Source organism: Wolbachia endosymbiont (group B) of Apotomis betuletana (genome assembly GCF_947250475.1).
GTDB lineage: Bacteria > Pseudomonadota > Alphaproteobacteria > Rickettsiales > Anaplasmataceae > Wolbachia.
Window position 1 is genome coordinate 242,907 of sequence record NZ_OX366320.1, and the last position, 13,644, is coordinate 256,550.

Sequence of the window (13,644 nt, forward strand, 5' to 3'; positions counted from 1 at the left end):
TCCTGCCACAATCATTTTAACTCATATCATAACTATTATGATACATGTTATAATCCTTGTGATACGTTTGATTTTTTCTGCTAAGAGATTAGATTTAAATCACTCACAAACGTACGTTCTTTCACTCTTGCTATACGTACTTCCAATAGCACATGGGAAACCATGTGCTTCACATTTTGCTTTAAAATACAATAAATTTGACTACTGACAGCTTTTTCTTGAAATCTTAGCAGCATTTTGCTGTGGCAAAGCTTTTCAATGCGAATATCTTCTATATTAAAGTCGTATTTTGAAATGTACTGTAAGTTTGTATATTCTAATTTTAGCCTCAAAATTATTAAATCATTAACTTTTTTATCCTATAATAATCTAATAGTTATTTTTTAAAGGATTCTTATGAATTATAATTTTTCCTCATCTCCACGTGTTGGTTCATGTATTCCTACGCGCACAGCTTGCACAACTGACCCACGGTACCATAATAATTTTGGTCCACATTGTCATAAATACTTTAACCCACATTGCCATGACCACTTTGATCCGTGTTGTGATAGACTCGAATTAAATATACAGCTTCCTGATATAAAAATACCTCCTTGTCCTGATGTAAAATGTCCTGAGGTAAAAATACCTCCTTGTCCTGAGTGTCCTGCTTGTCCAGAACCTAAAAAACCAATTGACTTTTCAAAGCTTTCAATAGTAGTTGATGCAGTTTCTGGAGAGATTAAAGATGCCATTACTAAGAAATCTAGTGGTTTAATGTTTGCAAAATGTAAAGAAATTATTGATAAAAGTGACAACAATCTTGAAATTGGTCCAGACAATCGTCTCAAAGGAGGATGTGATAGTAATCCTGAATGCAAAGCTTGTGTGGATGCGATAAATGCTTCTATAATAGATACGCGCACAGAATCAGCATTTTCTCCTGAACAAATGTCAGTACCAGAAGGTATTGTTTATATTATATGAAAGTAATGAAGGTGTATACATTGTTAGTATACACTTCTATCTTATGTTAACTTTTTAGTAACCTTTATTTATTAATGGAGCAATTTTATGTTAAAGAACACTTCCCCTTATTCAAATAATAGGCATGTAAGTCATATATGTCAACTGCCACATATATTGAAAATTAATTTACATACAAGGCTAGATGATGGTAAAGACCCTAAATCCAAGATTGATGATAAAACTAAGAATGAACTGAAAGAAAAGATTAAAAATGAACTAGAGAAAGATCTTAAGTGTGAATTTGATGATAAGACTAAGGAGAAATTGAAAAATAAAATAAAAGACGAAGTAAAGGATGAGATAGATTGTAAATGTGATAAGGATGCAATACAGAAGGAGATAGAGGATAAAATAAAAGACAAGTTAATAAAGGATGAGGTTAAGAAAGAACTTATTAAAGATCCTGTAATTGACGAAGTCAAAGATAATATTAATAAAGAACGTCCTCCTGAAGATGGTATTATTGTTACGCCTAAAGTAATCACTCCAGAACACGCTATGATTAACAAATGCGGAGCTTACTCTGGCTATTATAAATACTCTCCTGAGAATCAGGTAGGTCATTATGCTTTTAATACATCAGATATACTAAAGAAACTGTATCCTGAGATGTTTGATAACCCTAAAATTATGGAACACATAAAATCAGGTGCAAATGCTCCATATTCAGCACATAATTTTAAGCTTGCTTTTTCAGATGATATTAACTATGCGTGGGGTAGCCCTAGCAACATGTGGTGTCAAAAGTGTACAGAACTTCCCAATGACTACGTTTGCAAGAGTGACAAAGAGAATAAAAGTCTTTGTTATTCTGCAAAGAGCAGTTACGACACTAAAGAATATAGCAAAAACTTCTTTAATGAAGAATGTCCTAACCTTGTTAGTAAACCTATTCAAATGGGATCGGAAGAACAAAATATAATTACGAAGCAGGGTATGCCTCTGTTGCTTGTTAATTACAAAACAGGAAAGATAATAAATAAAGATGGTGAAGAAACTGATCAGCATTATGCTGTATGTCAGCATTACCTTAAAGATGATGGTAGACCTAAATCGATAGAGGATTGTGGTAATGGTGAAGCCTGCAAGAAGTGCATTAAAACACTGAACGAATCCATTTGGGATGCTGGAGATAAAACGATTATATTAAAAATTCCTGCGTTTAATGACCAGATGCTTAAGTCCGATATGGCAACAAGTGCAACAAGTATATATGAAAATGAGAACAATAACGCTTCTTATTATACTAGCAATAACGACTTAATATAAACCATAACTTTTCTGGTTCTTTCGACCCAGAAAAGGTCGCCTTACACCAAACAGAGAATAGAGAGAAAATCATAAGATAAACCTTCAACTAGCCCCACTTATTTGCTATATTGTTGGAGGTTTTCATAGTTTTTCTAGTTAATGAACATTTTTAAACAGGTTGCCTCTCTAATCTTTAGTAAATTAAATGAGTTGAAGCAAAGGGGTGTTATAAGTACGAATGCAACAAACTTTATTGTAGAGCCTCCGAGCAATAGAGCGCATGGAGATATTTACACAAATGTTGCTATGGTGCTTGCAAAGCATGAAAAAAAGAATCCAGTTGAGATTGCAGGGATCTTAGCAGAAGAATTTAAATCTTTTGATGAAGTTGCAAAAGTGGAAATAGCAGGTCCTGGGTTCATCAATATGCACTTAAAAATAGAAGTATGGCATGGAATTTTAAAGCAAATAAATGAGCTAAAAACGGAGTTTGGCACTCTCAACATTGGAAACAATCAGGCCATCAATGTTGAGTTTGTATCCGCAAATCCAACTGGGCCACTACATATTGGTCATGCAAGAGGGGCAGTGTTTGGTGATGTTTTAGCAAATTTGCTAAAGAAAGTTGGTTATAAAGTTACTAAGGAGTACTATATCAATGATGCTGGAGCGCAGATAGATACGCTAATTCGGTCAGTATATTTGCGGTATAAGGAAGCTCTGGGAGAGAAAATTAGCATCGAAAAAGGTTTATACCCAGGTGAATATTTAAAACCAATAGGGGAGGGGCTAGCTAAAAAATATGGCAAGGAGCTTAGAGAAGAGGATGATAATCAAATAATTAGAGAGTATACTTTAAGTTCCATTTTAGAGATAATAAAGGAAGACATGAACTTACTTGGAGTAAGTCATGATGTCTTTACTTCAGAGTATGAGCTACAAAAAAGTGGCAAAATCGAAGAGAGTATAAAGATATTATCTGATAAGGGTCTAGTGTATGAAGGGTACCTGGAGAAACCAAAAGGTAAAGAGAATGAAAATTGGATTTCCAGAAAAGAAATGTTATTTTGCTCTACAAAATTTGGTGATGATGTTGACCGCGCACTAAAAAAAGAGGATGGTAGCTGGACTTATTTTGCATCGGATATTGCTTACCATTTTGATAAGATATCACGTGGTTTTAACAATATGATCGTAGAGCTCGGCAGTGACCATGGCGGTTATATTAAAAGGCTTAGAGCAGTTGTCTCTGCGCTCAGTGATGATCAAGCAAAGATAGAGGTAAAACTGCATAATATTGTGAATTTCTTCGAAAATGGCAAACCTGTTAAGATGTCGAAAAGATCAGGAAATTTTCTTACAGCTAGGGATGTAGTGGAAGAGGTTGGCAGGGATATAACTCGTTTTATAATGTTAACACGCAAGAATGATATGGTCTTGGACTTTGATTTTGCTAAAGTTAAAGAACAGTCAAAAGACAACCCTATTTTTTATGTGCAATATGCGCACGCCCGTGCTCATTCGTTAATGCGTAATGCTCCAAAAGAGCTCCCAACAGCAGACCCTTCACTTTTAAAGACAGATGGGGAGCTATTCCTCATAAAAACCTTAGCAAAGTGGCCAGATGTGGTAGAAATATCTGCAAGGCTTTGTGAGCCACACAGAATCACTTTCTACTTACTTGAAGTTGCAGAAGCGTTTCACGTTTTATGGGGATATGGCAAAAGTGATTTAAATATGCGTTTTATACTGGAGAATAACTTAAATTTCACCGCTGCAAGAATGTTTCTCGTCCAAGCCTTAGCACACGTCATTGCTTCTGGACTTTCGATTTTTAATATAGAGCCTTTGAAAGAGATGAGTTAATTTTAATGCGTAATATTAAATGTGATAATAAATTATTGATGTAAGTACAATAAGGCCAAAAATTATACAAGAGGTCTGTTAAAATCACGTATGTCGATTGTCTTGAAGTCACACAATTGTTCTGTAGAGCTATGTCCTGTAATAATTACTGTACCGTTCTGCTCAGAGCGTATTGAGATTAGGTTCAATACTAATTCACATGTTGTGCTATCAAGATTACAGAATGGTTCATCTATCAGCCAAATGTTTGCATTAGAAATTAAAAGGCGAGCAAGCGCAACTCTTCTTTTCCAGCCTGCAGAAAGTTCACCATATCTAATGTTAAATACAGGCTGCAACTCTAAACAATAAGCAGCTGCCATAACTGATTCTCTAGTGTTCCGTATTCTTGCCCAGAATTCTATGTTTTCACCAATTGTTAAACTATCTTTACAGGCGTTTTTATGTCCTACGTAAACCATGGAAGATATAAAGGATTTTGGATCATCATATATGTCTTTTCCGCAGTATCTTATATTGCCTGATACTGGCGGTAAGAGTCCAGATAAACTTCTGATTAAGCTGGTTTTGCCGCTACCATTTGGACCAGTGATTAAGATTTTTGATTTTGGCTCAGCTTTAAAATTGAGGTTTTTAAATAATACTTTGTTATTACGAGCACAGGATAGATTTTTACATTCAAGCATCTATTGGACCTTTAAAGAGAACTTGGAGCCTAAACACTTCAGTGTATGAACATTGGATAGCTTGCACAACAAACAGTCAGTGTTTGACATACAACTGTACGAACATTGGGTTTGTAGGTAGCAGATGGTGTCATCCCAGTGCTTGACACTGGGATCCAGGAATTTTAAGTAAGCACGCTGAGCTGGTTGGCATAAAAGTAGTTGCTTTATGTTAAAATTAATATTTTTAACTAGATTACATGAAGAGCTGGATCCCAGTGTCAAGCACTGGGATGACACCCTTATACTTGACTGACTATAACACTTAAGAAGTTTAATGCCAGAAAGCAGGTTATACAACGGATACGTCATCTGCCTTTTCCTTTATATTTACCCTTAGTTGAAGACTGAGCTTTTATAAATAGCTCCCAAAATCCTTTCTTATCACCTTCTCTGTGTATCAATTGTGCAAAATGTTTCATTAAACTATTACCCATCATAACCATCTTTGTCCATTTACCTAACGGTTTTGCTATATCAACTATTTCTAGATCTTCTTTGTAAACTTGCATATTCTTTTGTTTCTCCCTTAGCATTTCCTGTTGTTTCATCAACTCTTTTTGCTTATTTTTTTGATATAATTCGTTAAATCTTCTATTTTCTTCCCACTCTTCTTTGAGAACTTTTAGAGGAAATATAATTTTTCTAATATGATTTTTGTATATTTTTCTCAAAAAGAGAAATACTGCAATTATAGTAAGTAATATCGTGCTATATGTAATGATTTGTCCGAACGGCATTTTTATACTCAGCTTATTGGCAAGCGGTATTTACAATTATACCATAACTATAGAAATTTTACAATTTTTTTCTGGATAAAGATAGTAGACTAAAAATTTCTAAAGAACAAAAGCAACGTATTTACGTACAGGCTATCAACTACTACACTCAAAACTGACAAGTGATTAATCATTGGAGAGTAGAGGAATCACGGCTCTCTAATGAATAAAGGTGGACTGTGTCAAGCTGGTGAGTAAGGTGGAAATTGAAGAAAATCTAATTGTTGGTTATCATGCTAGATCTACAATATAAGTTGTAAAATTTTTAATCATTTTGGCTTATAATAATTTCTGAGTTAACCTTAGATTTCCTGAGCTGTGGTTTCTTTTACCCATGTTGAATTCCTAGCTTTTATACTCTAATTTAATTCCAGTTTTGACTATATAGGAGGTCACAATGTCAAACAATATCTATAGCGATCAAGTTGATAATAGTAATTTATATGCCAACAAACTTTTTTATGATGAAGAGGGTGAGCAAGTCGAAAATCTAGGAGATCAGGTTGCGGGAAAAGAGGATGATAAATTAGAAGAGGATTTACTTCGTGACTGTAGAGATGAAACTAAGAAGGCAAAAGATAAGTTAATACAGTGTAAAAAAGATGCTGTGGAATCACAAAGAGAAATTACAAAATTAGAAGCAGAAGCTAGTGAATTAAAGTCACAGGTTCAAGAAGAAAGAGAGAAGGTAGAACAAACTAAGAATGAAGCTGAGGCAAAAGTTGATAAGTTAAAATTACAGGTTCAAGAAGAAAGAGAGAAGGTAGAACAAACTAAGAATGAAGCTGAGGCAAAAGTTGATGAGTTAAAATTACAGGTTCAAGAAGAGAAAGGGAAGGTAGAACAAACTAAGAATGAAACTGAGGCAGCAAAAGCAGAAGTTGATGAGTTAAAATTACAGGTTCAAAAAGAAAGGGAGAAGGTAGAACAAACTAAGAATGAAGCTAAGGAAGCAAAAGATGAGTTAATACAGTGTAAAAAAGATGCTGAGAAGATGAAAGAAGGCTCTGAACAGGCAATTAATCAGGCAAAGTATGATGATGCTCAAGCAGAAGCTAAACAAGCAAAATTAGAAGCTAAGCAAGCAAAATTGGAAGCTAAGCAAGCAAAATTGGAAGCTGAGCAAGCAAGAATAGAAGCTTTGAGGTGCGAAATTGGACAAGAGAGAGAAGAAGTTATGCGGTGTAAAATTGACAAGGTAAAAGAAGAACTTATGCAGTATAAAATTGACATGGCAAAAGCAGAGAATAAGTGTTATAAAAAAGCAGCTGAAGAATGTAAAAAAGAGAAAGGAAGTGATAAAGAAGAACTTATACAGTGTAAAATTGACACGGCAAAAGCAGAGACTGAGTGGTATAAAAAAGAAGCTGAAGAATGTAAAAAAGAGAAAGGAAGTGGTACAGATAAACCTTGTCCCAATGGAGGAGGTGGAACTAATGTAGTCAAACCTGTTACTAATGGAGGAGGAGATGAAACTAATGTAGTCAAACCTGTTACTAATGGAGGAGGAGATGAAACTAATGTAGTCAAACCTGTTACTAATGGAGGAAGGGATGAAAATAGAGAAATTACGTCTCAAAAAATAACCCCAGATTGTAGCAAGGAAGAAATTTGTGGATCTTATGCTCGTTTTTATGGAGAAAATGGAAAGATAGGTTATCAAGGTTTTAATACATCTGATTTATTAAAGAATTTGTATTCTGAGATGTACGGTAATCCTAAAATTGCACCATATATAGAAAAGGGAGCAGAGGGTGGTTATGGTGCAGTAAATTTTAAATTTGCCTTTACTGATACTCTTAGTTCAATAGGCTACTTTAGTGATATAAAATGTGATAAATGCATTAATAGTCCACAAGAGTTAGCGTGTCAAGAAGAAGGGATTAAGAGTTTCTGCTACTCTAACGACTACTATGCTACTAAAGAATGCAACAAGAATTTTTTTTCTAGAGAATCATGTCCTGATCTCGTTAAAGAGTTCGGTGAAATAAATGTTATGAAAGCAAAACAAGTTGCACCATTGATACTTGTTAATAACTCAGGACAAATGATAGATAAAGAGGGCAATAACACTCAAATACACTATAATTTATTAAAGCCTTATCTAAAGGCTAATGGTAAAATCAAGGACTGTGGAAATGACCAAAAGTGTAAGGATTATATTCCAATCATGAAGAAAGTTGCATGGGATACTGATAAGGAAGTACTGTTAAAAACTGTTTTTGATGATATGCAAAGAGCGAGTCCTTACTATGAAGATAATCCTGTTTCTGATGATACTAATTTTATATAAGACTAAATGTTTTCTGGGCTTTTCAGCTCAGAAAACACTTTTTTAGAAAAATAGAATTGGTGACCTTACTCAAAAAAAAGTAGAGAAGAAGTTTTTGTTGTGAGAATAAATTTAGCAGAGTTTATAATATAATATTTAAGTTATTTATGATAAAAAATAGATTTCTTGCATAACTAAGCGTCATCCCAGCTGGGATTTAGCAAGAAAATCTAGATTCCAGCGTTACGCGCTGGAACTCTTTAAATTCCAGTAGTGCAAGAAATCTAATTTCTACGTGTTTAAATATGGAAGTTCTAGTTTGTTGAACAGAACGTTGAGAAGTATCAATAAGAAGCTCCCTTTTGAGTAAACTTTTCTGCAACGGGGGAGTGTTAAATAAACTGTGTCAAACCGAGAAGTAAAGTAATAAATTGATAAAAAAATGGAGGTTTGACAATGAGTCAAGCAAACACAACTACCGGTTTGGTAGACTATAAAGAATTAGAAACAAATATCTTATCATCTATACGAGAAGGAAGACCATTGACAGGAAGAGATGGAGCATTAACACCATTTATCAAAAAACTGCTAGAGGGAAGGCGAGATAGAAAACCATTTGTCGGCTGAAAGCGAAGAAAACAACCGAAGAAATTCAAAGACTTTACGGACAAGTATTTGAACTATTGACACCAAGAGATAGAGAAGGAAGTTTCGAGCTACAAGTAGTCAGAAAAAGGCAAACAACCGAACTTGAAGCAAAGGTTTTAAGTACATATGCCAGTGGCATGGGATATAGCATCGCATGTAGAAGAAATATAAAATATCTGCAGCAGAGATATCAAGTATTACTGACAAATTGCTACCAGTAATCAACGAATGGCGCAGTCGTCCGCTGCAATCTGTATATCCAATAGTGTTCATGGTTTTTTAAGGTCAAGGAGGACGGGCATTGTGTAAGCAAATGTATGTATAACATATTAGCAAAATGGCAGAAAAGAAGTTTTGGGTTTTTATTTGGCTGAAAGTGAAGTTCTGGTTGGGAGTACTAAATGACCTAAAGGAGAGAGGAGTAGATGATATTCTGATAGCTTGTGTTAAAAAGCTTTCCTACAGCTATAAATAGCGTCTTTCCTAATGCAGAAGTGCAGCTGTGTATAGTGCACCAAATACGCAACTCATTGAAGTACGTGGCTAGCAAAGATGTAAAGAGCTTTTTAAGTGATTTGAAGAAGGTATATCAAGCTTCAAGCAAGGAAGTTGCTGAGAATTATTTATTGGAATTGGATGAAAAATGGGGTGCAAAGTATCCTATGGTTTTGGCAGAACAATTGGGAGAATTTATCTGGTTATTTTAAGTATTCAGGCCCAGTCAGAAGGGTAATTTACACTACCAATCCCATAGAGGGGCTGCATAGGCAAATTAGAAAGTTCACCAAGACCAAAGGCTCATTTACCAGCATAAGTGCCTTGTATAAACAGGTATATTGTGCTATAAAAAAGGTGGAAGAGAAATGGACTATGCCTGTACATGATTGGGCATTAACCATATCCCAGCTCGACATTTTCTTTCCTGGTAGATTGAAAATTGAGTTGAGCTAAAAATTAGGTTTGACACAGTTTATTTAACACTCCCTTTTTATTCTGGATACTAGGTTAAAAATAGAACGTTTAAATTTCTTGTTTTTATTGTTATCATACTTAGATTTCCTAAGAACTTATTTACTACAAAATACAACAAGTTCTATTTATTTGAGAAAGTTGTGCGTCTTGTAGAACAGATTTTGTTGTAGGTTTCTCTGTAGCTATTTCAAGGTTTTCTTCTATGGTTTTTTGTTCTCTGTAATCTTTAACTTCTTGAATGAAATCTTCAAGCCACTTCTCACTACCTATCTTGGCATGTCGTTGTTGCTCACCTTTAAGAAGTTTTATTACAGCTGCACCTTGATTTTCAGGCACTCTTTGATATTTAAGCCACAAGTCACGAATATCAGGAGGAGCTTTTTTCAAATGAGCTTCAAAGGTTGCTTTTGTGTCTTTTGTACTTTCTTCTTGTTGATCTTGATGGAATTTAAACCAGAAATTGCGAATATCAGGAGAAGCTTTATCCCAAAGAAGTTTAGTAATTTCTTTTATATTTCTCAGATCTTCTTGTTTCAATCTTTTACCATCACCTATATATCGTTTATTAAGACCAACTTGCAGAGGATAAAGTAAAAAGGTAGTTTTGCTCTGTGAATGTATAGGTCTATTTAAAATCATTGCTAGATTTGTATCACAATCTTCTAATACTGCTTTAACTTTTTTAACATCTAAATAATCTATTGCTTGACGTAATTTATGGTGAAGATCACTTGTTCTCTCTAAATTTTCCACTTTTTGTATAGCTCTACCACAAATACCATTTTTCTGATTAGATTCTTCATAAGTTTGTTTAGTGGCTTTTTCAGTGTACTTTCTATTATAATCCTTAACTTCTGGAATAAATTTTTTAACATCATAATCTGAACTCTTATTAGCTAATTTGATTGCGCTATTACTCAAGAAGACACGAGTGTCTTCATTAGCTTCCTGCCAAAGTGCCTTAACGATATCTTTTTCTCGTTGTAAAATAGCAAAATCTAAGATAGTATAATTACCATCGAACTTACTCCTTAAAACCTCTTGTGTATAATCTATACCCTCCTCAGAATTAATTTTTTCGAGTATGCTCAGGACCTCTCGAAGATTGCTATTCACAATTGCAAGACGTAATGAATTTTGAGTTTCTTTACGCTTATTCCATAAAGCATTAGTGTATTCATTAGCTTTCTGCTGAAGTGTCTGAATGATTTCTTCATTTCCTATGGATTTAGCAACATCAAAGATTGTACGACCACTCGGGAATTGGCTTCTGAAAACCTTTTGTATATTACTGTAAGAATTAATATTGAATATATTCTGGACCTCTTGAAGATTGTTATTCAAAATTGCAAAATATAATGATTCTTGAGTTTTAATAAGGCCACAATCTAATACCATACCCTACCTCTATCTCTTATGGCAAATTTAGCGCTATAATTATACGTATTTATAATCAAGTCAAGAGAAAAAATTAGCAAAGTAGTTGAATTTTTAATAACATATAGCTTTCACTGTACTATCTATGGAAAATTTGCAAATTTTACGTTCAATTGTATTTATTGTGGGAATTTTCCTATTGTTGTTTGGCGTAGCAATGCTTATTCCTGCTATTACTAATAATTATCTAGGTTACGAATGGAAAAATTTTCTGGTTGGATTTATAGTTACCTGCACATTTAGTGCGACTTTTATTCTACTGGGTAAACTAAATAGGGTACATGGAATGCCGGCAATTTTTGCGATTACCAGTTGTACCTGGATTGCATTATCTCTGTTTGCAGCTATTCCATTTTATCTTGATAGTTTAAGCTACATTGATGCACTGTTTGAAGCAGTATCTGGGATTACAACCACAGGAGCAACTGTTCTAAGTTACATCGAGCAACAATCTCCGGGGATACTACTGTGGAGAGCAATGCTACACGGTATAGGTGGTTTTGGAGTAATTACAGTAGGAATTGCAATTTTTCCCATATTTAAGGTTTTGAGCTTAAATAATTTACTCTATTCTGAGTACTCAGATGCTCTTAAAAGAAAGTTACCACATACGCGAAGCGTAGTAATACATATTGCAGAAATATATTACTGCCTAATTTTATTGTGCATATTTTCCTATTATCTAGCTGGCATGCCATTATTTGACGCAGTATGTCACGGAATGTCCGCTGTATCAACTGGTGGATTTGCTAACTATAACGATTCTATAGGCTACTACAATAACCCTATATTGGAGGTCATAACAATTATCTTTATGATTTTAGGCTCTTTACCTTTTCTGAGCTATTTAAAAATTGTAAGACGATTAGACGTTTGTTATGATGAACAGGTCTCTTACTTTATTAAGATAGTTGTTATTTCATCTTTGCTTGCTTGTTTTTGGTTATATAAAAATTTTGACTTAGGAGTATTTTTATCATTTAGGTACAGCACATTCACCATTACCTCCTTTATCACATCAACTGGCTATATAATGTGCAACTACTTGAATTGGAGCTTTATTTCAGTCTTAGCTTTCTTTTTAGCCTTTATTGGTGGATGTGGTGGTTCTGCTAGTGGTGGAATCAAAATCTTCCGTTTAGTCATTTTTCTAAAATCTATAAGGAATTACTTTAGCTCTTTATTAAATCCAAGTGAAAGCGATAGAGTAAAACTCAATGGTAAAATACTGGAGAATGATGAAGTTCAATCTGTCTTTACGTTTTTTGCGATTTACATGTTAACGTTCGCTATATCATCAATAGTGATGTCTTACTTGAGCAATGCGGACTTTATAACTAGCATCAGCTCTGTTTCTGCAATGCTTACAAATTCTGGCCCAGGATTTAGTAACCTAATAGGTCCTTCAGGTAATTATTCCTCCTTTAGTGGTGGAGTAAAGCTATTTCTATCGTTTTTGATGCTGCTTGGCAGGCTTGAAATATTGCCAATTTATTTTTGTATAGGTAGTTTATACTGGAAACTTTGCCATTCCAGAGTGTAACGCTAATTCAGGTTTACATTTAAATTCTATTACATATTATTATAAGTATTACAAAACTTTAAAGGACAATTATGGCAGTTATGCCAGATAAATGGATAAGGGAAAAGGCTGAAAACTCTAGAATGATAGAGCCTTTTGTGAATCATAAAAGCAGTAAGGGTGTTGTATCTTTCGGATTATCATCTTATGGCTATGATGCAAGAGTTAGTAATAAGTTTAAGATTTTTACTAATGTTAATTCAGCTATTGTAGACCCCAAGAATTTTTCTGAGAATAGTTTCATAGATAAGGAAACAGATGTATGTATAATTCCACCAAATAGTTTTGTACTTGCCAGCACAGTGGAGTATTTTCGTATACCAAGGAATGTACTGGTAATTTGTGTTGGTAAGTCAACTTATGCAAGGTGTGGTATTATAGTAAACGTTACTCCCTTAGAACCTGGATGGGAAGGTCACGTCACACTTGAATTCTCGAACACCACTCCACTTCCTGCAAAAATTTACGCTAATGAAGGCGCATGCCAATTTGTGTTTTTAAGCGGCGAAAGTGAATGCGAGAAATCATATGATGATATGAAAGGAAAATATATGAACCAACATGGTATCACTTTGCCGTTAGTTAAGTGATTACTTTAGATGCATTTCTTTATTAATTGATATCCTTTCAAGCCGCTAACACTGATTGCATTTGCCTAGTTACAAAAATAATGTCTGTGCTAAAACATGCTCATATATAGCTCTTTTTCTAATAGTTCGAATAGCTGGATATTCTTTCTGGCTCAATTTTTTATAACAAACCAATGGTTTGATTAAAATCAGGAGAATATGGAGGCAGATATATAACTTCAGCACTGACACTTTTAACAAATTCACTTATTTTCTATGAAAAGTTGCATTATCCAAAATCACCCAGCAAAAAGTTTGAACTAGCTATTAAAAACGTCTGTATCGCAGTAGCCTTCAAAAATCATAGGCGCCATAATTTTTCCCTTATTCAAAGCTGCAATCATACTAATACGCTGACTTTTGTGTTATCAATTCCAGATTAGTCGATATATACAAGAATTTCAGTGTTTTTTGTTGCTATGAGTTTTTTAAGCTCAGCACGTTTTTTCTGCGTCCTTAAATAGTCCTAATT

Annotated in this window: 14 protein-coding genes and 2 pseudogenes; 11 read left to right on the plus strand and 5 right to left on the minus strand. The window is 34.2% G+C overall.

All coding sequences use genetic code 11. The annotated features are described in order from the left end of the window. Window positions 1–80: 80 nt before the first annotated feature. Window positions 81–332, minus strand: coding sequence for a hypothetical protein (locus OOK82_RS01160; RefSeq protein ID WP_264704299.1), 252 nt, complete (start codon window positions 330–332; stop codon window positions 81–83). Window positions 333–396: 64 nt separating this feature from the next. Here OOK82_RS01160 and OOK82_RS01165 point away from each other — a divergent pair, with 64 nt between their 5' ends. The 3 genes from OOK82_RS01165 to argS all read left to right on the plus strand — a co-directional run bounded on the left by OOK82_RS01165 (window position 397) and on the right by argS (window position 4,128). Beyond that, window positions 397–969, plus strand: coding sequence for a hypothetical protein (locus OOK82_RS01165; RefSeq protein ID WP_264687205.1), 573 nt, complete (start codon window positions 397–399; stop codon window positions 967–969). Between the two features lie 87 nt (window positions 970–1,056). After that, window positions 1,057–2,280 carry an ENY2 family protein gene (locus tag OOK82_RS01170; RefSeq protein ID WP_264704300.1) on the plus strand — a complete coding sequence of 408 codons (1,224 nt, stop codon included), beginning with the start codon at window positions 1,057–1,059 and terminating at the stop codon, window positions 2,278–2,280. A gap of 141 nt (window positions 2,281–2,421) precedes the next feature. Next, a complete protein-coding gene (gene argS / locus OOK82_RS01175; RefSeq protein WP_264687207.1) occupies window positions 2,422–4,128 on the plus strand; it encodes an arginine--tRNA ligase in 1,707 nt (568 codons plus the stop codon). Window positions 4,129–4,190: 62 nt separating this feature from the next. Here argS and ccmA read toward each other — a convergent pair whose 3' ends face one another. Continuing rightward, window positions 4,191–4,814, minus strand: coding sequence for a heme ABC exporter ATP-binding protein CcmA (gene ccmA, locus OOK82_RS01180; RefSeq protein WP_064085635.1), 624 nt, complete (start codon window positions 4,812–4,814; stop codon window positions 4,191–4,193). Window positions 4,815–5,161: 347 nt separating this feature from the next. Beyond that, window positions 5,162–5,593 carry a hypothetical protein gene (locus tag OOK82_RS01185; protein WP_064085636.1) on the minus strand — a complete coding sequence of 144 codons (432 nt, stop codon included), beginning with the start codon at window positions 5,591–5,593 and terminating at the stop codon, window positions 5,162–5,164. 436 nt (window positions 5,594–6,029) lie between these two features. Here OOK82_RS01185 and OOK82_RS01190 point away from each other — a divergent pair, with 436 nt between their 5' ends. From OOK82_RS01190 to OOK82_RS07680, 6 genes and pseudogenes are all read left to right on the plus strand, one after another. Continuing rightward, window positions 6,030–7,925 carry a hypothetical protein gene (locus tag OOK82_RS01190; RefSeq protein ID WP_264704301.1) on the plus strand — a complete coding sequence of 632 codons (1,896 nt, stop codon included), beginning with the start codon at window positions 6,030–6,032 and terminating at the stop codon, window positions 7,923–7,925. A 435-nt stretch (window positions 7,926–8,360) separates the two neighbouring features. After that, window positions 8,361–8,531 carry a hypothetical protein gene (locus OOK82_RS07660; protein ID WP_010401597.1) on the plus strand — a complete coding sequence of 57 codons (171 nt, stop codon included), beginning with the start codon at window positions 8,361–8,363 and terminating at the stop codon, window positions 8,529–8,531. 56 nt (window positions 8,532–8,587) lie between these two features. After that, window positions 8,588–8,773, plus strand: coding sequence for a transposase (locus tag OOK82_RS07665; protein ID WP_406721496.1), 186 nt, complete (start codon window positions 8,588–8,590; stop codon window positions 8,771–8,773). Further along, window positions 8,761–8,835, plus strand: a complete 75-nt coding sequence (locus OOK82_RS07670; protein WP_264375244.1) for a hypothetical protein — start codon at window positions 8,761–8,763, stop codon at window positions 8,833–8,835. The genes OOK82_RS07665 and OOK82_RS07670 overlap by 13 nt, the downstream gene beginning before the upstream one ends. Window positions 8,836–8,889: 54 nt before the next feature. Continuing rightward, entirely contained in the window at window positions 8,890–9,027 is a 138-nt protein-coding gene (locus tag OOK82_RS07675; protein WP_010401598.1) for a hypothetical protein, read from the plus strand. Between the two features lie 19 nt (window positions 9,028–9,046). Beyond that, window positions 9,047–9,503: pseudogene (locus tag OOK82_RS07680) on the plus strand (transposase). A gap of 123 nt (window positions 9,504–9,626) precedes the next feature. On the opposite strand, the gene OOK82_RS01200 reads toward OOK82_RS07680, so the two are convergent. Next, entirely contained in the window at window positions 9,627–10,922 is a 1,296-nt protein-coding gene (locus tag OOK82_RS01200; protein ID WP_264704302.1) for a hypothetical protein, read from the minus strand. 124 nt (window positions 10,923–11,046) lie between these two features. Between OOK82_RS01200 and OOK82_RS01205 the strand changes: the two genes are divergently transcribed. After that, on the plus strand, window positions 11,047–12,504 hold the full coding sequence (locus tag OOK82_RS01205) for a TrkH family potassium uptake protein (protein WP_264687210.1): 1,458 nt from the start codon (window positions 11,047–11,049) through the stop codon (window positions 12,502–12,504). 71 nt (window positions 12,505–12,575) lie between these two features. After that, entirely contained in the window at window positions 12,576–13,133 is a 558-nt protein-coding gene (gene dcd / locus OOK82_RS01210; RefSeq protein ID WP_006012513.1) for a dCTP deaminase, read from the plus strand. A gap of 155 nt (window positions 13,134–13,288) precedes the next feature. Here the strand turns inward: dcd and OOK82_RS01215 are convergent. Beyond that, window positions 13,289–13,629, minus strand: a pseudogene (locus tag OOK82_RS01215) (transposase); the annotation flags it as partial. Window positions 13,630–13,644 lie beyond the last annotated feature (15 nt).

Bases quoted from the DNA above. Each gene is read 5' to 3' on its own strand.
- OOK82_RS01165 (WP_264687205.1), top strand. From the start codon at position 397: ATGAATTATAATTTTTCCTCATCTCCACGTGTTGGTTCATGTATTCCT.
- OOK82_RS01170 (WP_264704300.1), top strand. From the start codon at position 1,057: ATGTTAAAGAACACTTCCCCTTATTCAAATAATAGGCATGTAAGTCAT.
- argS (WP_264687207.1), top strand. From the start codon at position 2,422: ATGAACATTTTTAAACAGGTTGCCTCTCTAATCTTTAGTAAATTAAAT.
- ccmA (WP_064085635.1), bottom strand. From the start codon at position 4,814: ATGCTTGAATGTAAAAATCTATCCTGTGCTCGTAATAACAAAGTATTA.
- OOK82_RS01185 (WP_064085636.1), bottom strand. From the start codon at position 5,593: ATGCCGTTCGGACAAATCATTACATATAGCACGATATTACTTACTATA.
- OOK82_RS01190 (WP_264704301.1), top strand. From the start codon at position 6,030: ATGTCAAACAATATCTATAGCGATCAAGTTGATAATAGTAATTTATAT.
- OOK82_RS07660 (WP_010401597.1), top strand. From the start codon at position 8,361: ATGAGTCAAGCAAACACAACTACCGGTTTGGTAGACTATAAAGAATTA.
- OOK82_RS07675 (WP_010401598.1), top strand. From the start codon at position 8,890: ATGGCAGAAAAGAAGTTTTGGGTTTTTATTTGGCTGAAAGTGAAGTTC.
- OOK82_RS01200 (WP_264704302.1), bottom strand. From the start codon at position 10,922: ATGGTATTAGATTGTGGCCTTATTAAAACTCAAGAATCATTATATTTT.
- OOK82_RS01205 (WP_264687210.1), top strand. From the start codon at position 11,047: ATGGAAAATTTGCAAATTTTACGTTCAATTGTATTTATTGTGGGAATT.
- dcd (WP_006012513.1), top strand. From the start codon at position 12,576: ATGGCAGTTATGCCAGATAAATGGATAAGGGAAAAGGCTGAAAACTCT.